Source organism: Mixta theicola, assembly GCF_002895925.1.
Classification (GTDB): domain Bacteria; phylum Pseudomonadota; class Gammaproteobacteria; order Enterobacterales; family Enterobacteriaceae; genus Mixta; species Mixta theicola.
The window spans coordinates 105,387-129,290 of sequence record NZ_NWUO01000004.1 but is presented as its reverse complement, the minus strand read 5'-3'; the positions used below and the strand labels follow the sequence as shown (position 1 = coordinate 129,290).

Genomic DNA, 23,904 nt, shown 5'->3' with positions numbered 1-23,904 from the left:
TGCCTGCCGGCGGCGTTTAACAGCGATCAACCGGGAAAGCGATAACTTCGCTCAGCGAGTCCGCCTTCAGCGCCAGCATAACCAGGCGGTCAACGCCAAGCGCAACGCCGGAGCAGGCGGGCATACCGTGTTCCAGCGCGGCCAGCAGATTATTGTCAATCGGCTGCTGCACCAGGCCGCGCGCGGCGCGACGGCGGTTATCCTGTTCAAAGCGCTGGCGCTGCTCGCGCGCATCGGTCAGCTCACGGAAACCGTTCGCCAGCTCGATCCCTTTGAAATAGACTTCAAACCGCTCCGCTACGCGATGGTCCTCGGTGCTGATTTCCGCCAGTGCGGCCTGCGTCGCCGGGAAATGGTAGATAAAGGCGGGCTTATCCTGGCCAATCTTCGTTTCCACGCCCAGCATAAACAGCAGCTGCAGCAGCGTATCGCGATCCTCTTCGGCATTCGCCAAATCGCCCACGCCCAGCTTCTCGGCGACTTCACGCAGCTGCGCCTTATCGGCAGACAGCGGATCGATCTCAAGATGACGAATAAACGCCTGCTGATAAGAGAGCGATTCCGCCGGCTGGCACTCCAGCACCTGTTGCAGCAGATCGTCCACCTCATTCATCAGGCGATACATATCATAATGCGGGCGATACCACTCCAGCATAGTGAATTCCGGATTATGGTGGCGGCCCGCCTCTTCATTACGGAAGCTGCGACCCATCTGGTAAATCGGCCCGCTGCCCGCTGCCAGCAGACGCTTCATATGATATTCCGGGCTGGTCATTAACCAGAGATCTAACCCCTGCGAAGCGCCGGGCCCGACAAAGCGGGTCTGGAAGGTGACCAGATGAATATCGGTGACCGTTGCCTGACTCATCGCCGGGGTTTCCACCTCCAGTACGCCGCGATCGGCAAAGAAACGACGAATTTCCGCCAGTATTTTCGCGCGTTTCAACAGGTTAGAGATGGGTGCGCTCGGCTGCCAGCTTGCCGTCTCGCTCATGGCGTTTACTCCTCAGTCAAACAAGGGGATGCAGTCTACTCGTATCGTGGTTATCAGACAAATATCCGCTGGTAAAGCCAACAAATTTTATTCCGCCTGACCAGACTCGCTTTCCCACCGGAATACCTGAGTACGTCAATTTTGCGCCAACCGAGGTGACATATACTGCCTAACCCAAAAGGGTTACTCACATTCGACGGGAGGTCACCGTGCAGAGCATTCAGGCCGATTTAGTGATTGTCGGTGCGGGCGGCGCGGGTTTGCGAGCGGCGATTGCCGCTGCCGTTGCGCAACCGCAGTTATCCATCGCCCTTGTGTCAAAAGTCTATCCCATGCGTAGCCATACCGTGGCTGCCGAAGGGGGAGCCGCCGCCGTTACGCAACAGCATGACAGTTTCGATGCCCATTTCCACGATACGGTCGCCGGCGGCGACTGGCTGTGCGAACAGGATGTGGTGGATTACTTTGTGCAACACTGCCCGCAGGAAATGATCCAGCTGGAGCAGTGGGGCTGCCCGTGGAGCCGCAAAGACGACGGGACGGTTAACGTACGCCGCTTCGGCGGCATGAAAATTGAGCGTACCTGGTTTGCCGCCGATAAAACCGGCTTTCATATGCTGCATACGCTGTTTCAAACCTCGCTTAAATACCCGCAGATCCGCCGCTTTGATGAGCATTTTGTCCTGGATCTGCTGGTGGACGAGGGACGCGTCGGCGGGCTGGTGGCGCTGAATATGATGGAAGGCACGCTGGTGACGCTGCGCGCCAACGCCGTGATACTGGCAACGGGCGGAGCCGGGCGCGTTTACCGCTATAACACCAACGGCAGCATCGTTACCGGCGACGGTATGGGCATGGCGCTGCGTCACGGCGTTCCCCTGCGCGACATGGAGTTTGTGCAGTACCATCCAACCGGCCTGCCCGGCTCCGGCATTTTAATGACGGAAGGCTGTCGCGGTGAAGGCGGGATTCTGGTGAATAAGGATGGCTATCGCTATTTGCAGGATTATGGCCTGGGGCCGGAAACGCCGCCCGGCGCGCCCAAAAACAAATATATGGAACTGGGCCCGCGCGATAAAGTTTCGCAGGCGTTCTGGCATGAATGGCAGGCGGGCCGCACCCTTTCCAGCCCGCGTGGCGAAGTGGTCCATCTCGATCTGCGTCATCTCGGCGCAAAAAAACTGCATGAGCGGCTGCCTTTTATCTGTGAGCTGAGCAAAGCCTACGTCGGCGTCGATCCGGTTACCGCCCCGATTCCGGTACGCCCGACGGCGCATTACACTATGGGCGGCATTGAAACCGACGCGCGCGGCGAAACGCGCATCAACGGGCTGTTTGCCGCCGGTGAATGCGCCGCTATCGGCCTGCACGGCGCTAACCGGCTCGGCTCCAACTCGCTGGCGGAGCTGGTGGTCTTTGGTCGGCTGGCCGGCGAGCAGGCGGCGGAACGGGCACTGGAGCATCAGCCCGGCAGCGAACGGGCGTTAGCCGCGCAGGCGAAAGATGTGGAACAGCGCCTGCTGGCGCGCGTTAACCAGCCGGGCACGGAACGCTGGTCAGCGCTGCGTGACGAGATGGGCCGCAGCATGGAACAGGGCTGCGGTATCTATCGTACCCCGGCGCTGATGCAGCAAACTATCGATACGCTGGCGGATCTGAAAGAACGTTACCAGCGCCTGCATATCAACGATAGCAGCAGCGTTTACAATACTGAACTGCTTTACAGCCTTGAACTGGAACATAGCCTGAATGTGGCTGAGTGTATGGCGCATGCGGCTATGCATCGTAAAGAGTCGCGCGGCGCGCATCAGCGGCTGGATGAAGGTTGCCAACAGCGCGACGATAAAAACTTTCTGCATCATACGCTGACCTTTTTCAACGCCGACGGCGCGCCGCGCATTGAGACCTTCCCGGTCACGATTACCCGGCTGCCGCCCGCCCGGCGGCTGTATGGCGCACAGGCGGACGCCGCGCAGGCGCAGGCGCAGGAGGCGACTAATGAATAAGCAGCCAACCCTGAATATCATCGTCCAGCGCTATAACCCGGAACAGGACGCCGCACCGCACGATGAGCATTTTTCGGTGCCGTGGGATGAGCAAACTTCGCTGCTGGATGCGCTGGGCTATATCAAAGATAACCTGGCGCCGGAGCTGGCCTGGCGCTGGTCATGTCGCATGGCGATTTGCGGCTCCTGCGGCATGATGGTCAACGGTATCCCCAAACTCGCCTGTAAAACCTTTCTGCGCGATTACCCTGACGGCCTGCGCATCGCGCCGCTGGCTAACTTCCCGGTTGAGCGCGATTTGGTGGTGGATATGAGCCACTTTATCGAAAGCCTTGAGGCGGTTAAGCCGTACATTATTGGCAATCCACGCGTTCCGGCGCAGGGAGCAAACCGACAAACCCCGGCGCAGATGGCGCGCTATCATCAGTTTTCCGGCTGTATCAATTGCGGCCTGTGCTATGCAGCCTGCCCACAGTTTGCTCTTAATCCGCAGTTTATCGGCCCGGCGGTTATCGCCCTGGCGCATCGTTACAATCTGGACAGCCGCGATCGCGGTAAAGCCGAACGTATGCCGCTGTTAAACGGCGCTAACGGCGTCTGGCCCTGCACCTTTGTCGGCTTTTGCTCTGAGGTTTGCCCGAAGCGTGTCGATCCGGCGGCGGCTATCCAGCAGGGCAAGGTTGAAAGCGCAAAAGATTACCTGATTGCCCAACTAAAACCGCATTAAGGAGCTTTTGATGATAAGTAAACGCAAACCTTATCTGGCGCCGGTATCGGCCAGCTGGTGGCGGCAGCTGGCTTTTTATCGCTTTTATATGCTGCGCGAAGGCACCGCTATCCCCGCGCTGTGGTTTAGCCTGGAGCTGATTTTCGGCCTTTACGCCCTGAAGGGCGGCCCTGAATCCTGGGCGCGTTTTGTGGATTTTCTCCAGCATCCGGCGACGCTGCTGTTAAATCTGGTGACGCTGGCCGCCGCGCTGTTGCACAGCAAAACCTGGTTTGAGCTGGCGCCCAAAGCGGCCATCCTGATAGTCAAAGGTGAAAAGCTGAAGCCGCAGCCGATGATTATTGCCCTGTGGATCGTCACGCTGCTGGTGACGCTGGCAGCGCTGTGGCTGGCCCTGGCAATATAAGGAGGAAAAATGCAACAACCACAACGATCGGATGAACCGCTGTTTTGGGGACTATTTGGCGCGGGTGGCATGTGGGCAGCCGTAGTTTCGCCGGTTGCGGTCCTGCTGGCTGGCCTGCTGCTGCCGCTGGGCTGGTGGCCGAACGAGGCGCTAAGCTATGCGCGTATTCTGGAATTTGCCGCCAGTATCCCTGGGCGCGGGCTGATTTTCCTGGCTATCGTGCTGCCGCTGTGGTGCGCGCTGCATCGTCTGCATCATGGCGCGCACGATCTTCAGTTCAACATTCCCGCCAGCAAATGGTGGTTCTACGGGCTGGCGGCGATCCTTACGGTGATTGCCGCTATCGGCGTAGTAACGCTGTAAATCATCCCTTCAGTAAAGATAACATCAGCTGCGGCTGTTGGTTGGCCTGTACCAGCACCGCATTGCTGGCCTGCTGGATAATTTGCGCTTTGGTCAGATTACTGGCTTCCAGCGCATAATCCGCATCCATAATCCGACTGCGCGCGGCGGTAGTCGCCTGCGTCTGGGCGGTCAGCGACGCCTTAGTCGATTCCAGACTATTTATCGTACTGCCATACTCGCCCCGATAGCCACTAACGGTTTGCAGCGCTTTATCCAGCGCGCCCAGCGCTTTCGTCGCCTCATCTTTTGGATCAAGGCGGGTAGACGCCAGCCCCAACGATGCGCTATCGGAAGGGGTCGGAGCGATGGTTTTGGTTTGCAAATCGTCGCCAAAATTGGCGCTGGTCACAATTTGCGTGGGGGTGCTGACCTTTACCGGCTGCGTGGGCGTATAGGTTGGCGTCGGCATATTTCCCCAGCTCATTTTCGCGTTAAATGAACCGTTGCCCACCACCATTATCACCAGATCTTCAGTAACGTTATCAATGCGCACGCGCTCATTGGTATTGGCGCTGGAGACGCTGCCGTCATTAAAGCCACCGGTGGTCGCATCTTCATAACGATCGCCATCGCCGCTGTAGGTCAGGGTCATGCCGTTATAGCTTTGCGTGGCGCTGCCGTTCAGGCTGTAGGTGCTGCCACCCTGCGTCAGCATGGCATCATCATAGCTGGCGCCCGGCAAAAAGCCGTTCGCTTCGGTCATCACGCTGCTGTTGGCCTGCGCTGCGCTGGTAATGCCTTTACTGACCCATGTCGGATCGGGATCGCTGCCCTGTAACGGCGTGCCAACCAGATGTTTGCCATCACGGGTAAAAATCTGGATGTCATCGTCATAGGAGAGGGAGTTAATATCCATCACGACGTTCGTTGCGCCCGCCGGAATATAGGCCAGCGAGACCACGCCGGAAGTAAAACCATAGCTGGTGCCCGGCAGCGGAAACTTGCTGGTGGCCGGCGTAACGTCGCCCAGCATAACCGGCAGTTCCGCCACCGCCGGAGCCAGCGGATATTTACCGAATATTTCCGTATTGCCGGCGATCTGATCGATAGTGCTGCTAATTTGCTGGAACTCACCCTGCAGGCTTTGCCGATCGCTGTCCGATAACGCATCGTTCACCGAGCGGATCGCCAGCTCTTTAGCGCGGATCAGCAGCTGAGAAATAGAATCCAGCCCGCCGTCAGCGGTTTCTGACAGGCTTATCCCATCGTCCAGCCCGCGGCTAATAACGCTATCGGCACCGAGGTTGGCCGTCATACGGTTAGCAATAGCCTGACCGGCTGCATCATCTTTCGCATCATTAATTCGTAACCCTGATGAAAGACGCGCAATAGTCTGGCTAAGCTGTGAGGCACCCTTTGCCTGATTTTCCAGGACGTTGGCTGATAACAGATTAGTGTAAATGGTCGCCATGATAAGAAACTCTTCACTGACTGTTATTCGAATAGAAAGGTTATCGGCGAAGAAGCGAACGGCTTTAGCAGGTTTACATTGGCTTACCGCCAGGGCTGGCGGAAAAATTATTGCTGGCGCTGCGGACGCCGCAGCGGGGTGAATCGGTTAAACAACGGCTAACAGAGCAGGCAAGAGAGGCTGGTTGCCCGGTAGATCGGCTGATAGAGGTAGTACCGGACGGCGCTACGGCATCGTAAATGGGAAATTAAAGCCGCCGGGGAGCGTAAGGATTAACCGTGGCGGGCTGAAAATGTCGGTACGGAACAGCGTTCCGCACCGTTCAACTTACTGGGCGCCGCGCTGAATCGCCTGGCCGCCAGCTTCTACATCCTCGCCTACGCCACGCGTGGTATTACAAGCGGACAGCAGGGTAGAAAGAATCAAAGCGGAAAAGATAGCGACAATACTTTTCTTAGACATAGCCATTTCCTTGTTGGTTACAGTTGAAAGTACAGCAACTAAAGCATAGCCCGAAATTAACAGCTTGCTGGCGAGCTTAAAGGAAATGGCCTGCATTAAAAAAGCGCATCCGTGGAATGCGCTTTATAAAAGCTTATTTTACGCGAGATACGTATTCGCCAGAGCGAGTATCGACTTTGATCACTTCGCCGATCTGCACAAATAGCGGAACCTTTACGACCGCGCCGGTAGTCAGCGTTGCCGGTTTGCCGCCGGTACCTGCGGTATCGCCTTTCAGGCCTGGATCAGTATCAACAATCTCCAGCTCAACGAAATTCGGCGGCGTAACGGTAATCGGGCTACCGTTCCACAGGGTCACGATGCACTCGGCCTGCTCCAGCAGCCATTTTGCATTTTCACCTACGGCTTTCGCGTCAGCAGCCAGCTGTTCGAAAGTTTCGTTGTTCATAAAGTGCCAGAACTCACCGTCGTTATAGAGGTAAGTCAGGGACATATCTACCACGTCTGCGCCTTCGGCGGAGTCGGTAGATTTAAAAGTTTTTTCGATCAGCTTGCCGGTCAGCAAACGACGCATCTTAACGCGTGCGAACGCCTGACCTTTGCCCGGTTTAACAAACTCACTGAATTCGATGGCGTAAGGTTCACCTTCGAACATGATTTTGAGACCGTTGCGAAAATCGTTGCTAGAATAAGTCGCCATAAAGGCCCTCTACAATTAATACTGGTACTTAGCCAAAAAAATGGCACACATTGTAACCCTAAATACCCCATCCAGAGAAGATTGGTTGCAACAACTTGCAGACGTCATCACTGAACCCCATGAATTGCTACGCTTTTTAGCATTGGATCACCATCCGCAGCTGGCTGCCGGAGAGGATGCGCGCCGGCTTTTTGCCCTGCGCGTGCCGCGTGCGTTTGCGCAACGCATGAAAAAAGGCGATCCGCACGATCCCCTGCTGCTGCAGGTGATCACCGATCGCCAGGAATTTATTGATGCGCCTGGCTACAGTACCGATCCGCTGGATGAGCAGAGCAGCGTCGTGCCTGGCCTGCTGCATAAGTATAGAAACCGGGCGCTGCTGCTGGTAAAAGGCGGCTGCGCGGTGAACTGCCGCTACTGTTTCCGCCGTCATTTTCCTTATCAGGATAACCAGGGCAATAAGCGCAATTGGCAGCGGGCGCTGGACTATATTCGCGATCATCACGAGCTGGACGAGATCATTTTTTCCGGCGGCGATCCGCTGATGGCAAAAGATCATGAGCTGGACTGGCTGATCGGCGAACTGGAAGCGATCCCGCATTTAAAACGCCTGCGTATTCACAGCCGCCTGCCGGTGGTTATTCCCGCGCGGATTACCGAAGGTTTATGTCAGCGTCTGGCAAGCTCACGCCTGCAGGTGCTTATGGTGACCCATATTAATCATGCCCAGGAAATTGATAATGCGCTGCGCCACGGCATCACTATGCTGAAGCGCGCCGGCGTCACGATGCTAAACCAAAGCGTGCTGCTGCGCGGCATTAATGATGATGCGCACACGCTGGCGGCGCTCAGCAATGCGCTGTTTGATGCTGGGATCCTGCCATATTACCTGCACGTGCTGGATAAAGTTCAGGGCGCGGCGCACTTTTATGTTGCGGACGAGGCGGCGCGCGCCATTATGCGGCAGCTGCTGGCGCTGGTTTCCGGCTATCTGGTGCCAAAACTGGCGCGAGAAATCGGCGGCGAGCCGAGTAAAACGCCGCTCGATCTGCAGCTCAGGCAATCCTGAAGCGGCGTCCGGTAATAAAAGGCAGGACGGTCAACATGATGGTGAAAAATCATCAACCCGCGTCAGCGCTAAGGCATTATCGCGCGGCTCTGTGAATTAACAGGATATATCAGCAACAGAGCCACCATCCTGACGGCGAAGGCGCTGTTATCGGCAGAAAAACGGGGGCGGGGTAACAGCGTTAAGCCGGCAGCGTCACAGCAGGCACCGGCATAACGCTAAAATTTATGGCGGTTAAACAGAACTTACGGGCATTTATAGACCTGGCCGGTCATTTTGCTGTCGAGCGGGGCGAAGCTTGACCAGATATTTTGCGTAGGGCTGGTTGCGCCGTAAATCACGTTGCCGCCCATCTCCGCCGCCCGGTTGCGTAAATCATTCGCCGCGCCGCGCAGAGAGCTGTTTTCGCCGCCAGCGCCGCTCAGCCAGTTGCTCTGGCTACCGGTGATTTCACCCAAGAGCTGGCAGGTACTGCCCGGTTGCTGATCGGTAAAGGTGACGCGCTGGCCTGCCGCACTTAGATCTTTGGAGGTGCTACACCCCGCCAGCAGCAATGCTGCTGCAGAAAGCCCCAGCAAGACTTTAATCCGCATGTGATTCCTCATTTATTATCGTCAGTATCCGGTCTGAGCGTATCAGAAAAGAGAGCGTTGTCTTAAACATCCCTTGCCACAAACGTTCAGTATAAACCTGCGCGTTTACTTATACCTTTTTCAGCGGCAAAAGAAAAACCCCCTGCCATTTCTGCCAGGGGGTTTAGATAACCTAAGCCGTTGGGGGCAATTACATCATGCCGCCCATACCGCCCATGCCGCCCATACCGCCAGCAGCGCCTAAGTCACCTTTATCGTCTTTCGGCAGGTCGGTCACCATACATTCGGTGGTGATCATCAGGCCAGCGACAGAAGCAGCGTACTGCAGCGCAGAACGGGTCACTTTGGTCGGGTCCAGAATACCGAAGTCGATCATGTTGCCGTACTCTTCGGTAGCCGCGTTGTAACCATAGTTACCGTCGCCCGCTTTAACCATGTTAGCCACCACGGACGGCTCTTCACCGGCGTTGGAAACGATCTGACGCAGCGGTGATTCCATTGCGCGCAGCGCAACTTTGATACCGACGTTCTGATCTTCGTTCTGGCCAGTCAGCTCAGACAGTTTCGCCGCAACGCGCACCAGTGCAACACCGCCGCCAGCTACCACGCCTTCTTCCACCGCAGCACGGGTTGCGTGCAGGGCGTCTTCAACGCGTGCTTTTTTCTCTTTCATTTCAACTTCAGTTGCGGCACCCACTTTCAGTACGGCTACGCCGCCTGCCAGTTTCGCTACGCGCTCCTGCAGTTTTTCTTTGTCGTAGTCAGAGGTCGCTTCTTCGATCTGCTGACGGATCTGAGATACGCGGCCCTGGATAGCGCCTTCTTCACCCACGCCATCGATGATGATAGTGGTGTCTTTGTTGATCACTACGCGTTTTGCCTGGCCCAGGTCTTCCAGCGTTGCTTTTTCCAGCTCCATACCGATCTCTTCAGAGATAACGGTACCGCCAGTCAGGATAGCGATATCCTGCAGCATCGCTTTACGACGGTCGCCGAAGCCCGGTGCTTTAACCGCAGCAACTTTCACGATACCGCGCATGGTGTTAACCACCAGCGTTGCCAGCGCTTCGCCTTCAACGTCTTCAGCAACGATCAGCAGCGGCTTGCTGGCTTTCGCTACCGCTTCCAGTACCGGCAGCAGTTCGCGGATATTAGAAACTTTTTTATCAACCAGCAGGATGAACGGGCTGTCCAGCTCTACTGCGCCAGTTTCCGGCTTGTTGATGAAGTAAGGAGAGAGGTAGCCACGGTCGAACTGCATACCTTCAACCACGTCCAGCTCGTCCTGCAGGCCGGTGCCTTCTTCAACGGTGATAACGCCTTCTTTACCCACTTTTTCCATTGCCTGAGCAATCAGGGTACCGACAGTCTCATCGGAGTTAGCAGAAATAGTACCAACCTGAGCGATAGCTTTAGAGTCAGAGCAAGGTACAGACAGCGCTTTCAGCTCTTCAACTGCGGCGATAACGGCTTTATCGATACCGCGTTTCAGGTCCATCGGGTTCATGCCCGCGGCTACGGCTTTCAGGCCTTCGTTAACGATGGACTGAGCCAGTACGGTTGCGGTGGTGGTACCGTCGCCTGCGGTGTCATTCGCTTTAGAGGCAACTTCTTTCACCATCTGCGCACCCATATTTTCGAACTTGTCTTCCAGTTCGATTTCGCGTGCAACGGAGACGCCATCTTTAGTGATGGTCGGCGAACCGAAAGATTTATCCAGCACCACGTTACGGCCTTTCGGGCCCAGGGTAACTTTAACTGCGTCTGCCAGGATGTTCACGCCGCGCAGCATTTTTACGCGCGCGTCATTACCGAATTTTACGTCTTTAGCTGCCATTTGAAATTTCCCTTAAATTCGTATGTTCGATGTGGTTTTTGCCTAATCAGGCTTCAACGATTGCCAGAATGTCGCTTTCAGAGATAATCAGCACGTCTTCGTTGTCGATCTTCTCGGTTTTAGCGCCGTAACCTTCGTTAAAAATCACAACGTCGCCCACTTTCACATCCAGCGGCTTCACGCTGCCGTTTTCCAGGATGCGACCATTGCCCACAGCCAATACTTCGCCACGGGTAGATTTAGCCGCCGCGGAGCCGGTCAGAACGATGCCGCCAGCAGATTTGGATTCAACTTCTTTACGCTTGACGATAACGCGATCGTGCAATGGACGAATGTTCATTTGATAGCTCTCCTTTGAGAAGTCCAATCAGTCATTTTAGGGATGAATGCCGGGCTTATAGGCTTCCGGCCTCGTGGCTCAAGAGATAGGGACAGCCGCGATCGCTTTCAAGGGGCAACACAAAAAAAATTTTTGTTCAGGATGAATTTGCCGATACGGCTAACCGACGGAAGAAAAAAGAATGGCGGCTGATTGCCGCCATTCTCTGCGTGAAAAAATTTAGCGATCGTGGCGATCTTTATCATGGCCAATACGATCGCTCTCTTTGCGTTCGTATTCGCCTTCCATGGTGTAACCGCTGTCAGGGCCAGCGCCCGTCCCGCGCCAGACGCGCAGATGCGGCATCAGCTTCAACGTTAAATGTTTCTGTACCGGCGGCAGCAGTAATAGCAGGCCAAGTAAGTCGGTAAAGAATCCCGGCAGCAGCAGCAGGAAACCGGCGATGATCAGCGAAACGCTTTTGATCATCTCCGCCGCCGGGCTTTCACCCTGCGCCAGTTTCTGCTGCATCAGCATAAAGTTCTTCACGCCCTGATTTTTAACCAGCGATACGCCGATGGCGGAGGTAAAGATGACCAATAGCATCGTCAGCAGAACGCCCAGCACGTGCGCAACCTGAATAAACAGTGTGATTTCAATCCAGGCAAATAAAAACAGTATTAACAACGGTAACCAGCGCACCGTATTCTCCTTTCGTCGGGCCGTCACGCCTGCGGCGCAGCGGCGATATTCTTCGGTACTAACGCGTTCAACTCTCGTCGGCGCGTTTTACGTCACTGCAAACTATGACGCAGACAAGCTACAGAGATGGGTACGCAGGCGTTAAATTTCAACCAGTATGCAGGATTTTTCCCACCTGCGGCGATTCTGGGATTATGATCACAACATAACGCTGGCTCCGGGCCAGCTTTTCTTCGAATCGCGATCCGGGCTCAGATATTTGTGTCGCTTAAGCCTATGATTTTGCCGCCTGGCTGATAAGAGTCAACCTATCGGCGCTGGCTTAACCCGACACGATAAACACATCATCAATGATGTAACCGGCAGCATTAACAAGAAGGTTCCCATGGCAAATAACATTCGTATCGAAGAAGACCTGTTAGGCATGCGCGAAGTTCCGGCGGATGCGTATTACGGCGTTCATACTTTGCGTGCGATTGAAAATTTCTGTATCAGCAGCCATAAAATCAGCGACATTCCTGAATTTGTGCGCGGCATGGTAATGGTGAAAAAAGCGGCAGCGCTGGCCAATAAAGAGCTGCAAACCATCCCTCGTAATATTGCCAACGCCATTATTCAGGCCTGTGATGAGGTATTGAATAACGGCAAATGCATGGATCAGTTCCCGGTTGATGTCTACCAGGGGGGCGCAGGCACCTCGGTAAATATGAACACCAACGAGGTGCTGGCCAACATCGGGCTTGAACTGCTGGGGCATCAGAAAGGGGAGTATCAGTATCTGAACCCTAACGACCATGTCAACAAATGTCAGTCCACCAACGATGCTTATCCTACCGGCTTTCGTATCGCGGTTTACGCTTCCATTCTGAAACTGCTGGACGCGATCGCTCAGCTGGGCGACGGCTTTGAGCGTAAAGCGGCTGAGTTTGAAACTATCCTGAAGATGGGCCGCACGCAGCTACAGGATGCGGTGCCAATGACGCTGGGTCAGGAGTTTCATGCTTTCAACGTCCTGCTGAAAGAAGAGATTAAAAACATTACCCGCACCGCCGAACTGCTGCTGGAGGTCAACCTGGGCGCCACGGCAATCGGCACGCGCCTGAATACGCCCGATGGCTATCAGCAGCTGGCAGTAGAGAAACTGGCGGAGGTCAGCAATCTGCCGGTCACGCCTGCTGAAGACCTGATCGAAGCAACCTCTGACTGCGGCGCCTATGTCATGGTGCATTCGGCGCTAAAACGCCTGGCGGTAAAGCTGTCGAAAATCTGTAACGATTTGCGCCTGCTCTCTTCCGGCCCGCGCGCCGGCCTGAATGAGATCAACCTGCCGGAACTGCAGGCAGGTTCTTCTATTATGCCAGCCAAGGTGAACCCGGTGGTGCCGGAAGTGGTTAACCAGGTTTGCTTTAAAGTGATCGGCAACGATATCACCGTGACGATGGCCTCCGAGGCGGGTCAGCTCCAGCTTAACGTTATGGAGCCGGTTATCGGTCAGGCGATGTTTGAATCTATTCAGATCCTGACCAACGCCTGCTACAACCTGCTGGAAAAATGCGTTAACGGCATTACCGCCAACAAAGCGGTTTGCGAAGCGTATGTGTTTAATTCTATCGGCATCGTTACCTATCTCAATCCTTATATTGGTCACCATAACGGCGATATTGTCGGAAAAGTTTGTGCTGAAACCGGCAAAAGCGTCAGGGAAGTGGTGCTGGAGCGCGGGCTGCTGACCGAAGCCGAACTGGACGATATTTTTTCCGTATCGAACCTGATGCGCCCCGCCTATAAAGCAAAACGCTATACTGATGAAAATGAAAACTAAGCCCGACGCTTAATCTTTTACAGGCACGTCTGTTCCCTGAACAACGTGCTTTTTTATTGCCGCAGCATACAAATTATTTACTGCTTTTTATCATTATTGTAAGGAGTCACATTATGGTGGGATTAGAGCTGCTTATCGTCCTGCTGGCGATCTATCTGGGCGCCCGGCTGGGCGGTATCGGCATCGGCTTTGCAGGCGGTCTGGGCGTGCTGGTGTTGACGCTGCTGTGCCAGATGAAGCCGGGCGCCATTCCTTTCGACGTGATCGAAATTATTATGGCCGTGATTTCCGCCATTGCCGCGATGCAGGTGGCAGGCGGCATGGATTATCTGGTGAGCCTTGCTGAACGGCTGCTGCGTAAGCATCCCCGCTACGTTACTTTTCTCGCGCCGCTGGTCACCTATGGTATGACGCTGCTGGCGGGCACGGGCCATACCGCTTTCTCTACGCTGCCGGTTATCGCCGAAGTTGCCAAAGAGCAAGGTGTGCGCCCGTCGCGTCCGCTTTCCATCGCCGTCGTCGCCTCACAGATTGCGATTACCGCTTCGCCGATTTCCGCCGCCGTGGTCTATTTCGCCGGCATTCTTGAGCCGCGCGGCATTGATTATCTGGCGCTGCTGGCGGTAGCGATCCCTTCTACCATGGCGGCGATTTTCGTGGCGGCGCTGGTAACTAACTTTCTTGGTAAAGAACTGCAGGACGATCCGATTTACCAGGCGCGTCTGGCAAAAGGTGAAGTTACGCTGCGCGGCTCGCAGGTATTTGCAGAAAAGCCGGGCGCAAAACGCTCGGTGCTGCTGTTTCTTATTGGTATTGCGGCGGTGATGCTCTATGCCACCGCAATCAGCGAAAACGTTGGTCTGATCCAACATCCGCTGCTGCCGCGCAACGAAGCGATTGTGGTATTTATGCTGACTATCGCCACGCTGATCTGCCTGAGTTGTAAAATTGATACCAGCGCCATCCTCAGCGCCAGTACCTTTAAATCCGGCATGAGCGCCTGTATCTGCGTAATGGGCGTCGCCTGGCTGGGAGATACCTTTGTTAAAGGCCATATCAATGATATTCAATTGCTGGCCGGTGAGCTGCTGAATAATCATCCGTGGATGCTGGCGCTGGTACTGTTTTTTGCCTCTACCCTGCTCTATTCCCAGGCGGCGACCACCAAAGCCCTGATGCCCGCCGCGCTGATGCTGGGCGTCTCGCCAATAACTGCCGTGGCCTCTTTTGCTGCCGTTTCCGCGCTGTTTGTGCTGCCTACCTATCCAACCCTGCTGGCAGCGGTTGAGATGGATGACACCGGTTCGACGCGCATTGGCAAATTCGTCTTTAACCACTCGTTTCTGATCCCCGGCACGCTCGCGATTGTGCTGTCAGTGGCGTTTGGTTTCCTGTTCGGCCATCTGTTTTTATAAATCATGCGGCTAACCCGGCGCAGGCCGGGTTACCTCTGCTTACCGCCTGTTAAAAATATCCGCGCCGGCCCATGCTATGATTGCCCTTTTATTCTCAGGAGCGAGCCATGGCTTTATCTACCGCCGTCATTGTTCTTTGTACCGCACCCGACAGCTCAATCGCCGAACAGCTGGCCAATAAAGCGCTCTCGGCGCGGCTGGCCGCCTGCGTAACCGTCTTGCCAGGCGCCATCTCATATTATGTCTGGCAGGGCCAGCGCGAAGCTGCCCATGAAGTGCAGATGCTGCTTAAAAGCGACGTCACTCATCAGCAGGCATTAATCGATCTGCTGAAAGCGGAACATCCTTACGATACGCCCGAACTGCTGGTACTGCCGGTACAACATGGAGAGAGTGATTACCTGTCATGGCTCAGCGCATCGCTTCGTTAATATTATTGTTAGTTAGCGCCTTTCTGTGCCTGCCCGCCCAGGCCGGGCTGTTTGATAACGGTTCACAAAGCCGGTTTGTGCCGGTTAATGAGGCTTTTTCTTTTGATTTCAGCCAGCAGGGCGATCGGTTGACGCTGCGCTGGCAGGTCAAGCCTGGTTATTACCTGTACCGCCAGCAAATCAGCCTGACGGCAAAGCAGGCGAAACTGGCTCCGCTGCAGTTGCCGCAAGGCCAGCCGCATGAAGATGAGTTTTACGGCAAGAGTGAAATCTATCCGCAGGATTTGACGATTCCGGTAACGATTGCTGAAGCGGGCGATAACGCCAGCGTTACGCTGCGCTATCAGGGCTGCGCCGCGGCGGGCTTTTGCTATCCGCCGGAAACGCGTGAGATCCCGCTGGCGGCGGTAACGGTGGCGCTCGCTACGCCATCCGCTGCGGCGGCTCCCGTCAGCGCGGAAGCCGCCAGCCCGCTGCCCTTCTCGCCGCTGTGGGCGTTGCTGATTGGTATCGGCGTTGCCTTTACGCCATGCGTATTGCCAATGTATCCGCTGATCTCCGGCATTATTCTCGGCGGTAACCGTCAGCTGTCGCCCGGTCGCCTGCTGGCGCTGTCGATGGTTTACGTTCAGGGTATGGCGCTGACTTATACGCTGTTGGGAGTAGTGGTCGCCGCCGCAGGCTTACGTTTTCAGGCGGCGCTGCAACATCCTTATGTGCTGATCGCGCTTTCTCTGCTGTTTGTCCTGCTGGCGCTCTCCATGTTCGGCCTGTTTAGCCTGCAGCTGCCTGCCAGCCTGCAAACGCGCCTGACGCTCTGGAGCAATCGCCAACGCGGCGGCTCCCTGCCCGGCGTATTTCTGATGGGGGCGCTGGCTGGTTTAATCTGTTCGCCCTGCACCACCGCGCCGCTAAGCGCCATCCTGCTTTATATCGCCCAAAGCGGCAATTTGTTGGCGGGCGCAGGCACGCTGTGGCTGTACGCGTTTGGTATGGGTCTGCCGCTGATTGCCGTCACGCTGTTTGGCAATCGCCTGCTGCCGAAAAGCGGTCCGTGGATGCAGACGGTTAAAGAAGGATTTGGCTTCGTTATCCTGGCGCTGCCGGTCTTTCTGCTGGAGCGCATCATTGGCGACAGTTGGGGGCTGCGGCTCTGGAGCCTGCTGGCAGTCAGCTTTTTTGCCTGGGCATTTATTATCAGCCTGCAGGCGCGGCGCGGCTGGCTGCGCGTGGCGCAAATTATTCTGCTGCTGGCGGCGCTGGTCAGCGCGCAGCCGTTGCAGCAGTGGGCTTTTGGTACCGAAGCGACCGCTGCGCATACGGCTCTGGACTTCACCCGCGTTAGCAGCGTATCGCAGCTGGATGCGCAGCTACAGCAGGCGTCGGGCAAAATAACCATGTTGGATCTTTATGCCGACTGGTGCGTTGCCTGCAAAGAATTCAGCAAATATACCTTCAGCGATGCCGGGGTGCAGCAGGCGCTGACGCAGATCCAACTGCTGCAGGCGGACGTCACCGCCAACAGCCAGCAGGACAGCGCGCTATTGCAGCATTTACGGGTGCTGGGGCTGCCCACGATTCTGTTTTTTGACGCGCAGGGCACAGAAATCCCCGGCTCGCGTGTGACAGGCTATCTGGACGCCGCGGCCTTTCAGGCGCATTTGCAGAAACTGGCGCGGTAAACGACACTGGAGTCTGATTCAACCGATTTACCGCCAGAGAAATTTACAGGAGATCTCTTACGTGCAACGTGAACAGGTACTCGACCACGCACTAAACGTACTGGAACATAATGGTCTCGCGGGCACCTTCTCGCTGGAAGAACTGGCTGGTCAGGTCGCCGTTCCTTATGAACTATTGCAACGTTTCTGGCCCGACCGTGATGCATTGCTGTATGACGCGCTGCGCTATCATGGTCAACAGATCGATAGCTGGCGTCGGCAGCTCCTGCTGGATGACACGCTAAGCGCGGAGGAAAAACTGCTGGCTCGCTATAAGGTGCTGGAAGAATCAGTTGGCAACGGCCGCTTTCCGGGCTGTTTGTTTATTGCCGCCTGCAGTTTTTATCCGCAGGCGGAGCATCCGGTGCACCAGCTGGCCGAACAGCAAAAACGCGCCTCCTGGCAGTATACTCATGAACTGTTAACGATGCTGGGCACCGATAATCCGACGCTGGTCGCCGATCAGATGGAGCTGGTGCTGGAAGGCTGCCTGAGCAAGCTGTTGGTGAAACGTAATCAGCAGGATGTGGCGATCGCTCGCCGGCTGGCGGAAGATGTGCTGCATATCGCGCTCTGTCGTCGAAACGGCGCATTAACCTGACAATTTTTCGCCACGCTGCGCGAAAAGCAGGCGATCAACCGCATTTCCGTAACTTTTTCGTAGAAAGCCGTTGACGCTTATCAGCCTTTACGGTTTAATGCGCCCCGTTGCCCGGATAGCTCAGTCGGTAGAGCAGGGGATTGAAAATCCCCGTGTCCTTGGTTCGATTCCGAGTCCGGGCACCACTATTCAAAGCCGGTTGGTCAGATTTGCAAGATGCAGCGCTGACGGACATGAAGGCGAGCCAGTAAAAACACGATGTAACGCTGTTACTTGTTGTTGAAAGAAAGGCTCTTGAAAAACAGACTTGTTATCAACAGGTCTGTTTTTTCGCGTCTGCTATTTGAAAATAATCTTTTCAATATCACATAACGTAACTATTTGACGCCATTCCTGCAGCCGCACTCACTATATCAATTCGCTTTCCCGTATATTCCGCAGGCTGTCAACATTCTCATCAATATATTCCAGCGTCGATGTGACCTGCCCTCCATTCTCAATTGATGTAGTTCTCGTTCTTCTCATAACAGCAGTGAACATAGTATTTCTCCACTTCCCGGAGCGATCATTCCTTGATCAGGTCCGCTTGCTGCAAAGCTGACAGAATTAGCTCTGCTTCCTGGCTATTACTAAGGTTCAGCGTTGCGCTTTTTTGATTAAATATCCTGGAGAACTCTTTTTCTTCAAACCTGCCCGGCACCATATGAAGTCAAATCCAGTTACTGAACTAACCAGTGGCTGCTGGTTTCACCTGTAGTGGCGCACTGGATTTGGTCAGCGATGGGAGTTGCTGTAGGGAGCGGTGGTTATATTTTTCCCAAAACAGACGAGCACAAAGCCCCCAATGCTAAGTAAAAATCAATCTCAACTTTTGTGGTTGGGATTTTTTTATGCATTACGCTCCGGCCACGGCAGCCTGTATTCAGCCCCTGGGCACATAATTTTATATCCTGTGTAAAATGATATGTAACGGTTCGAATTTCGAGCTAAGCCGCTATTCCTTAATTTTCAGCTTATTTCCCGGAGCGCGCGCTGGGGCATAATGAGAAAAAATCGCACTGGCCGGTTAAGCCAGATAGCGCCGAAACCAGGCGATAGTGCGATCCCAGGCCAGCTCTGCCGCTTTACGATCGTAACGCGGCGTAGAATCGTTATGAAAACCATGATTCACCCCCGGATAGATCCAGGCCTCATATTTTTTCCCGGCGGTTTTTAGCGCCGCTTCATAAGTCGGCCAACCTGCGTTAATACGGGTGTCCAGCTCCGCATAGTGCAACAGCAGCGGCGCCTGAATACGTGCCACCTCCTCCGCTGGCGGCTGGCGACCATAAAAAGGCACCGCAGCCGCCAGTTCGGGATAAGCCACCGCGGCCGCATTCGCGACGCCGCCGCCATAGCAGAAACCGGTAATACCGACCTTTCCGTTGCCCTGCGGATGCTGCATCAAAAACTCAACGGCGGCGAAAAAATCATTCATCAGCTTCGTCTGATCGACCTGCTGTTGCAGCTCCCGCCCTTTATCATCATTTCCTGGATAGCCTCCCACCGAGCTTAATCCATCCGGCGCCAGCGCCATAAACCCCGCTTTTGCCACGCGCCGCGCGACATCTTCGATATAAGGATTCAGACCGCGGTTTTCATGCACCACAACCACCGCCGGTGTTTTCGCCTGAATGGCAGCCGGCCGCACAAAATAGCCTCTTACCGCCTGATGTCCATTGGGCGAAGGATAAGTAAGATATTCTGCATGAATATCAGGATCGGTAAACTCCACCTGCTCTGCCAGCGCATAGTCAGGGCTAAGCATTGAAAGCAGGCTGACAGCCGTCAGGCCGCCGATGGCATATTTCGCCGCCTGCGCAAGAAACTCACGCTTGCTTAACATGCCATGTGCGTAATGATCGTAAAGCTCCAGCAGCTCCTGCGGAAAATCTTTTGCGGTCAGACGTGCCATCTCAAACTCCTTCCGTCGGGTTTTGCTCACAATGTAAACAGCAGGGATGTAAAAAAGAAGTGTTATTTATGTTGCACTCGCCATTCGGGGCATCGTTAATGCAGCCTGGCGGCAGAAGTCATCAGGCTTAACAACGCTAACAGCGCGCTTGCCAGAAAAACATAGAACACAGGCGGTGAAAATCGATCGTCTTCAGCGGCCATACTCGGCCTGAAATCTTTTGCTTACACTGAGCGACATTTTGTTACGCAAAAAATTGCTAAATTAATACCCCTAAAAACTGTATCTAACAAAATTATAACTATTGTTACTTTCTGGGTAAGCAAATGGGCGAGACGCAAAAAACGCAATACATCGCAGATCTCATTGCGTGGATCGAAGATAACCTGACGGAAGAGCTCAATATCGATACCATCGCGCAAAAATCAGGCTATTCAAAATGGCATATGCAGCGGCTGTTTAAGGAGATGACCGGCCAAACCGTTGCCGCCTACGCGCGTAAAAGACGCCTTACCAAATCAGCAATGGCGCTGCGATTAACTCGCCTCTCACTGATTGATATTGCCGTACGCTACGGCTTCGATACGCAGCAAAATTTTACCCGCGCGTTTCGGCATCATTTCGCCCTGACGCCCCACGCTTATCGCTACGCTGATGAGCTTAATACGGCCGCCTTCCACGGCCGGTTTAACCCTCTGAGAAAAGAGGAGCGCCAGCCAGAACTGATTACGCTGCCCGATCGGGTGATATATGGCGAAAGTCAGCAGTATCAATGTTTATATGGCGACTTTGTCGAGGATAAACAGCAAATCCTTACGCAATATCTGTACGATTTTATTCGGGATAATAAGGGAAGCCGGGAGCAGGGTTATATTACGCTACAGTTTACGCCCTGCGCTCAACGCAAAGAATATCATACGGTTAGCCTGATGCGCGGGCTGGAACAGCGTGAAGGCGAATATTCCTTACAGGCTCAGCGCGATATTTTGCCGGGCGGCTTATGGTTGAAACTCGCCTTTCAGGCTCATCCATGTAATTTCAGTGGTTTTATTATTGAAGCTTATTATCGCCACCTGGCACAGCCCGGCCTGACGCGCCGCCCCGGCCAGGATTTTCTGACGCTCGATCTGGCCCGCTGCAGCACCGAACGGCTGGAAGGATATTTCTTTATCCCGGTTAATTTCCATCTGCCAAATACGGCTCCGCTGGTTTCTTAGGAAAGACGTAAATAATTAATTCTGCCGTCAGGCTTCTTTTATTTCGGGATATGTCCGGACATAGCATGCAACGCGTAATAATCAAGCGTAATACGTTCATTTTTTCTGCACGCCAGACGTCGATACAGGGTTATTTTTTGCCCAAAGATCAGTAAGAACTGCTATATAAAAAGCAGCGGATGATAATTCCTGCCAAAAAAATCGAAACTTGTAACGCTTATTCATATAAAATTTAACGCATCAGGATCATTTTGCTCACAGGAAGAGCAATATCAGGAACACCGCAAACCCGTACTTTATCTGCTGGTATACAACCAGGCTGGTTGTTTACTTTAGTTTATGGCAACACTCAAGAGGACTAAATTATGGGGAAAGAATCCTCATCTTTACGCGTGATACGGCTTCTCACCGTGTTATTCGCTGTGCTTTGCGGCGCGTATTTACTGATTGGCGGGCTTTGGCTCTCAACGATAGGCGGTAGCTGGTACTACGTTATTAGCGGCATTGCGATGCTGGTAACGGCGTTTCTGTTATATCGTCGTCACAGCGCCGCACTGGTGGTGTATGCTCTGCTGCTGCTCGGCACGTTAGTCTGGGCGGTATGGGAAGTCGGCTTCGACTTCTGGGCGCTGACGCCGCGTACCGACGTGTGGGTTATTTTCGGTATCTGGCTGCTGCTGCCGTTCGTATATCGCGGCATTACGCAGACTCATAACGGCAAAGCGGGCGCTTCCCTGGTAGGCCTAAGCCTGATTATCAGCGTTATTGCGCTGGTATGGGCGGTGTTCAACGATCCGCAGGAAATCAACGGCACGCTGCCAACCACACAACAAGCGGCACCGGCTGCGGCTGACAGCGCTATCCCACCGGGCGACTGGCCGGCCTATGGCCGCGATCAGGCAGGTACCCGTTATTCTCCGCTGACCCAAATCAACGAGAAGAACGTAAAAGACCTGCAGGTTGCCTGGACCTTCCGTACCGGCGATGTGAAAACGCCAAACGATCCGGGTGAAATCACCAATGAAGTGACGCCGATTAAAGTCCGCGACACGCTTTACCTGTGTACCGCACACCAGATTCTGTTTGCGCTGGATGCGACTACCGGTAAAGAGAAGTGGAAATTTGATCCAGGCCTTAAGCCAAACCCAACTTTCCAGCACGTAACCTGCCGTGGTGTTTCCTACCATGAAACGCCTGCCGCTGCCAATGCCGGTACTGCTGCGCCTGCGCTGTGCGCACGCCGCATTATCCTGCCGGTAAACGACGGTCGTCTGTTCGCGCTGGATGCCGAAACGGGTAAACGCTGTCCGGACTTCGCCAACAATGGCGAGCTGAATCTGCAGCATAAACAGCCGGTAACCACAGCGGGTGCTTACGAGCCAACCTCTCCGCCGATTATCACCGATAAAGTGATTGTTATGGCAGGTGCGGTAACCGATAACTACTCTACGCATGAACCGTCAGGCGTTATTCGCGGCTTCGACGTGAATACCGGTGCGCTGCTGTGGGTGTTCGATCCGGGCGCGAAAGATCCGAATGCCATCCCGGCAGACGGTGAAAGCTTCGTACCGAACTCACCTAACTCCTGGGCGCCTGCGGTTTATGACGCCAAACTGGATATGGTTTACCTGCCGACTGGCGTCACAACGCCGGACATCTGGGGTGGTAACCGTACGCCGGAACAGGAGCGTTACGCCAGTAGCGTTCTGGCTCTGAATGCCACCACCGGTAAGCTGGTATGGTCTTATCAGACCGTCCACCACGATCTGTGGGATATGGACTTGCCGTCCCAGCCGACGCTGGCTGACATTACCGATAAAGATGGCAACACCGTCCCGGTAATCTACGCTCCGGCGAAAACCGGTAACATCTTCGTGCTGGATCGCCGCAACGGTAAACTGGTGGTGCCTGCGCCGGAAACTCCGGTTCCGCAAGGCCCGGCAAAAGGCGATCGCCTGTCGCCAACCCAGCCTTACTCAGAGCTGACATACCGTCCGAAAGATCATCTGTCGGGCAAGGATATGTGGGGCTCCACCATGTTCGATCAGCTGGTGTGCCGCGTTATCTTCCATCGTCTGCGCTATGAAGGTCCGTTCACACCGCCGTCTGAGCAGGGCACCCTGGTATTCCCAGGCAACCTCGGCATGTTTGAATGGGGCGGTATCGCAGTAGATACTAACCGTCAGATCGCGATTGCTAACCCGATGGCGCTGCCGTTCGTTTCTAAACTGGTTCCGCGTGGTCCAGGTAACCCAATTGAACCGTCAGCCGACAGTAAAGGCGGTTCGGGCACCGAAACCGGTATTCAGCCGCAGTACGGCGTGCCGTATGGTGTGGAACTGAATCCGTTCCTGTCTCCGTTTGGTCTGCCGTGCAAACAGCCAGCCTGGGGTTATATCTCCGCGCTGGATCTGAAAACCAAACAAGTGGTATGGAAAAAACGTATCGGTACCGTCCGCGATAGCGCGCCGCTTCCCCTGCCGTTCAAAATGGGTATGCCAATGCTGGGCGGCCCGGTAACCACGGCGGGTCAGGTATTGTTTATCGCGGCAACGGCGGATAACTACCTGCGCGCTTTCAGCACCAATACCGGTGAGAAGCTGTGGGAAGGACGCCTGCCAGCGGGTGGTCAGGCAACGCCGATGACCTATGAAGCAAACGGTAAGCAGTACGTGGTGATTGCTGCCGGTGGTCACGGTTCTTTCGGCACCAAAATGGGTGATTACATCATTGCCTACGCGCTGCCGGATCAGAAATAAGATCTGTAATTAGCTCGCGGCGGTTATAGCGGGCCAGCTAAGTTGACCAAAGGCCGTAGCGTCTGACGCTACGGCCTTTTTTTGTCCGCCCTTTGCCTGTTAAAACCCGATGTTGGATAACGAACGGCTCAGCGAACGCCCGAAACGCCACCCCTCTCTTTGCGCTTCTGTAATCATCCCTTCCGAGATCGCGCTGCTGTTCGCCCTGCATTTTTCAGACCTTTAAAAATCAGTGTATTACCCATGTCTTCAAATGAAAGACCTCTTTATTGACGTGGTTATTCGATCCCTGTAGATTTCATTTTACTGTATATACATACAGTTATTTGTTTCTTATTCGATCTTATTTACGT

General features: G+C 54.6%; 21 protein-coding genes and 1 tRNA gene. 13 read left to right on the top strand and 9 right to left on the bottom strand.

What is annotated here, in order from left to right:
* Positions 1 to 16: 16 nt before the first annotated feature.
* Positions 17 to 994 carry an elongation factor P--(R)-beta-lysine ligase gene (gene epmA, locus COO59_RS07240; RefSeq protein ID WP_103059142.1) on the bottom strand — a complete coding sequence of 326 codons (978 nt, stop codon included), beginning with the start codon at positions 992 to 994 and terminating at the stop codon, positions 17 to 19.
* Positions 995 to 1,203: 209 nt separating this feature from the next.
* On the opposite strand from epmA, the gene frdA reads away from it, so the two are divergent.
* The 4 genes from frdA to frdD are packed head-to-tail and all read left to right on the top strand — an operon-like array spanning position 1,204 to position 4,496.
* Complete coding sequence (gene frdA / locus COO59_RS07235; RefSeq protein WP_103059141.1) at positions 1,204 to 3,000, top strand: fumarate reductase (quinol) flavoprotein subunit; 1,797 nt, start codon at positions 1,204 to 1,206, stop codon at positions 2,998 to 3,000.
* Positions 2,993 to 3,727, top strand: coding sequence for a succinate dehydrogenase/fumarate reductase iron-sulfur subunit (locus COO59_RS07230; RefSeq protein WP_103059140.1), 735 nt, complete (start codon positions 2,993 to 2,995; stop codon positions 3,725 to 3,727). The genes frdA and COO59_RS07230 overlap by 8 nt, the downstream gene beginning before the upstream one ends.
* 10 nt (positions 3,728 to 3,737) lie before the next feature.
* Positions 3,738 to 4,133: a fumarate reductase subunit FrdC gene (gene frdC, locus COO59_RS07225; protein ID WP_103059139.1), complete on the top strand. Its 396-nt coding sequence runs from the start codon at positions 3,738 to 3,740 to the stop codon at positions 4,131 to 4,133.
* A 9-nt stretch (positions 4,134 to 4,142) separates the two neighbouring features.
* Complete coding sequence (gene frdD / locus COO59_RS07220) at positions 4,143 to 4,496, top strand: fumarate reductase subunit FrdD (RefSeq protein ID WP_103059138.1); 354 nt, start codon at positions 4,143 to 4,145, stop codon at positions 4,494 to 4,496.
* Between the two features lies 1 nt (position 4,497).
* Here the strand turns inward: frdD and COO59_RS21465 are convergent, their stop codons facing one another.
* From COO59_RS21465 to efp, 3 genes are all read right to left on the bottom strand, one after another.
* Complete coding sequence (locus COO59_RS21465; RefSeq protein ID WP_103059137.1) at positions 4,498 to 5,949, bottom strand: flagellin N-terminal helical domain-containing protein; 1,452 nt, start codon at positions 5,947 to 5,949, stop codon at positions 4,498 to 4,500.
* A gap of 327 nt (positions 5,950 to 6,276) precedes the next feature.
* On the bottom strand, positions 6,277 to 6,411 hold the full coding sequence (locus COO59_RS07210; RefSeq protein WP_038623848.1) for an entericidin A/B family lipoprotein: 135 nt from the start codon (positions 6,409 to 6,411) through the stop codon (positions 6,277 to 6,279).
* A gap of 133 nt (positions 6,412 to 6,544) precedes the next feature.
* Positions 6,545 to 7,111, bottom strand: coding sequence for an elongation factor P (gene efp, locus COO59_RS07205; RefSeq protein ID WP_103059136.1), 567 nt, complete (start codon positions 7,109 to 7,111; stop codon positions 6,545 to 6,547).
* Positions 7,112 to 7,151: 40 nt separating this feature from the next.
* On the opposite strand from efp, the gene epmB reads away from it, so the two are divergent.
* Entirely contained in the window at positions 7,152 to 8,180 is a 1,029-nt protein-coding gene (epmB, locus tag COO59_RS07200; protein ID WP_103059135.1) for an EF-P beta-lysylation protein EpmB, read from the top strand.
* Between the two features lie 245 nt (positions 8,181 to 8,425).
* Here epmB and COO59_RS07195 read toward each other — a convergent pair whose 3' ends face one another.
* The 4 genes from COO59_RS07195 to COO59_RS07180 form a co-directional block, all read right to left on the bottom strand.
* Entirely contained in the window at positions 8,426 to 8,773 is a 348-nt protein-coding gene (locus COO59_RS07195) for a DUF4156 domain-containing protein (protein ID WP_103059134.1), read from the bottom strand.
* 190 nt (positions 8,774 to 8,963) lie between these two features.
* Complete coding sequence (gene groL / locus COO59_RS07190; RefSeq protein WP_103059133.1) at positions 8,964 to 10,610, bottom strand: chaperonin GroEL; 1,647 nt, start codon at positions 10,608 to 10,610, stop codon at positions 8,964 to 8,966.
* 46 nt (positions 10,611 to 10,656) lie between these two features.
* Complete coding sequence (locus COO59_RS07185; protein ID WP_103059132.1) at positions 10,657 to 10,950, bottom strand: co-chaperone GroES; 294 nt, start codon at positions 10,948 to 10,950, stop codon at positions 10,657 to 10,659.
* 219 nt (positions 10,951 to 11,169) lie between these two features.
* On the bottom strand, positions 11,170 to 11,631 hold the full coding sequence (locus tag COO59_RS07180) for an FxsA family protein (RefSeq protein ID WP_103059131.1): 462 nt from the start codon (positions 11,629 to 11,631) through the stop codon (positions 11,170 to 11,172).
* A gap of 385 nt (positions 11,632 to 12,016) precedes the next feature.
* Between COO59_RS07180 and aspA the strand changes: the two genes are divergently transcribed.
* The 6 genes from aspA (at position 12,017) to COO59_RS07150 (ending at position 17,806) form a co-directional block, all read left to right on the top strand.
* Positions 12,017 to 13,453, top strand: a complete 1,437-nt coding sequence (aspA, locus tag COO59_RS07175; RefSeq protein ID WP_103059130.1) for an aspartate ammonia-lyase — start codon at positions 12,017 to 12,019, stop codon at positions 13,451 to 13,453.
* A 113-nt stretch (positions 13,454 to 13,566) separates the two neighbouring features.
* A complete protein-coding gene (locus tag COO59_RS07170) occupies positions 13,567 to 14,868 on the top strand; it encodes an anaerobic C4-dicarboxylate transporter (RefSeq protein WP_103059129.1) in 1,302 nt (433 codons plus the stop codon).
* 107 nt (positions 14,869 to 14,975) lie between these two features.
* Entirely contained in the window at positions 14,976 to 15,299 is a 324-nt protein-coding gene (cutA, locus tag COO59_RS07165) for a divalent cation tolerance protein CutA (RefSeq protein WP_103059128.1), read from the top strand.
* A complete protein-coding gene (locus COO59_RS07160) occupies positions 15,275 to 16,981 on the top strand; it encodes a protein-disulfide reductase DsbD (protein WP_103059127.1) in 1,707 nt (568 codons plus the stop codon). Before cutA ends, COO59_RS07160 begins: the two co-directional genes overlap by 25 nt.
* 61 nt (positions 16,982 to 17,042) lie before the next feature.
* Complete coding sequence (gene dicD / locus COO59_RS07155) at positions 17,043 to 17,621, top strand: division control transcriptional repressor DicD (protein WP_103059126.1); 579 nt, start codon at positions 17,043 to 17,045, stop codon at positions 17,619 to 17,621.
* Positions 17,622 to 17,730: 109 nt separating this feature from the next.
* Positions 17,731 to 17,806, top strand: a tRNA-Phe gene (locus tag COO59_RS07150).
* An 881-nt stretch (positions 17,807 to 18,687) separates the two neighbouring features.
* On the opposite strand, the gene yghX is transcribed toward COO59_RS07150, so the two are convergent.
* On the bottom strand, positions 18,688 to 19,575 hold the full coding sequence (gene yghX, locus COO59_RS07135) for a YghX family hydrolase (protein WP_103059125.1): 888 nt from the start codon (positions 19,573 to 19,575) through the stop codon (positions 18,688 to 18,690).
* Between the two features lie 326 nt (positions 19,576 to 19,901).
* Here yghX and COO59_RS07130 point away from each other — a divergent pair, with 326 nt between their 5' ends.
* Positions 19,902 to 20,792 carry a helix-turn-helix domain-containing protein gene (locus tag COO59_RS07130; protein ID WP_103059124.1) on the top strand — a complete coding sequence of 297 codons (891 nt, stop codon included), beginning with the start codon at positions 19,902 to 19,904 and terminating at the stop codon, positions 20,790 to 20,792.
* Between the two features lie 365 nt (positions 20,793 to 21,157).
* Positions 21,158 to 23,551: a glucose/quinate/shikimate family membrane-bound PQQ-dependent dehydrogenase gene (locus tag COO59_RS07125; RefSeq protein WP_103059123.1), complete on the top strand. Its 2,394-nt coding sequence runs from the start codon at positions 21,158 to 21,160 to the stop codon at positions 23,549 to 23,551.
* Positions 23,552 to 23,904: the final 353 nt, after the last annotated feature.

What these genes read in the sequence shown, in the direction of transcription:
- COO59_RS21465 (WP_103059137.1), bottom strand. Translation starts at nt 5,949, where the DNA reads ATGGCGACCATTTACACTAATCTGTTATCAGCCAACGTCCTGGAAAAT.
- epmB (WP_103059135.1), top strand. Translation starts at nt 7,152, where the DNA reads ATGGCACACATTGTAACCCTAAATACCCCATCCAGAGAAGATTGGTTG.
- COO59_RS07160 (WP_103059127.1), top strand. Translation starts at nt 15,275, where the DNA reads ATGGCTCAGCGCATCGCTTCGTTAATATTATTGTTAGTTAGCGCCTTT.
- COO59_RS07210 (WP_038623848.1), bottom strand. Translation starts at nt 6,411, where the DNA reads ATGTCTAAGAAAAGTATTGTCGCTATCTTTTCCGCTTTGATTCTTTCT.
- COO59_RS07130 (WP_103059124.1), top strand. Translation starts at nt 19,902, where the DNA reads ATGGGCGAGACGCAAAAAACGCAATACATCGCAGATCTCATTGCGTGG.
- COO59_RS07230 (WP_103059140.1), top strand. Translation starts at nt 2,993, where the DNA reads ATGAATAAGCAGCCAACCCTGAATATCATCGTCCAGCGCTATAACCCG.
- COO59_RS07125 (WP_103059123.1), top strand. Translation starts at nt 21,158, where the DNA reads ATGGGGAAAGAATCCTCATCTTTACGCGTGATACGGCTTCTCACCGTG.
- efp (WP_103059136.1), bottom strand. Translation starts at nt 7,111, where the DNA reads ATGGCGACTTATTCTAGCAACGATTTTCGCAACGGTCTCAAAATCATG.
- groL (WP_103059133.1), bottom strand. Translation starts at nt 10,610, where the DNA reads ATGGCAGCTAAAGACGTAAAATTCGGTAATGACGCGCGCGTAAAAATG.
- frdD (WP_103059138.1), top strand. Translation starts at nt 4,143, where the DNA reads ATGCAACAACCACAACGATCGGATGAACCGCTGTTTTGGGGACTATTT.
- frdC (WP_103059139.1), top strand. Translation starts at nt 3,738, where the DNA reads ATGATAAGTAAACGCAAACCTTATCTGGCGCCGGTATCGGCCAGCTGG.
- cutA (WP_103059128.1), top strand. Translation starts at nt 14,976, where the DNA reads ATGGCTTTATCTACCGCCGTCATTGTTCTTTGTACCGCACCCGACAGC.
- yghX (WP_103059125.1), bottom strand. Translation starts at nt 19,575, where the DNA reads ATGGCACGTCTGACCGCAAAAGATTTTCCGCAGGAGCTGCTGGAGCTT.
- COO59_RS07170 (WP_103059129.1), top strand. Translation starts at nt 13,567, where the DNA reads ATGGTGGGATTAGAGCTGCTTATCGTCCTGCTGGCGATCTATCTGGGC.
- COO59_RS07185 (WP_103059132.1), bottom strand. Translation starts at nt 10,950, where the DNA reads ATGAACATTCGTCCATTGCACGATCGCGTTATCGTCAAGCGTAAAGAA.
- epmA (WP_103059142.1), bottom strand. Translation starts at nt 994, where the DNA reads ATGAGCGAGACGGCAAGCTGGCAGCCGAGCGCACCCATCTCTAACCTG.
- COO59_RS07195 (WP_103059134.1), bottom strand. Translation starts at nt 8,773, where the DNA reads ATGCGGATTAAAGTCTTGCTGGGGCTTTCTGCAGCAGCATTGCTGCTG.
- aspA (WP_103059130.1), top strand. Translation starts at nt 12,017, where the DNA reads ATGGCAAATAACATTCGTATCGAAGAAGACCTGTTAGGCATGCGCGAA.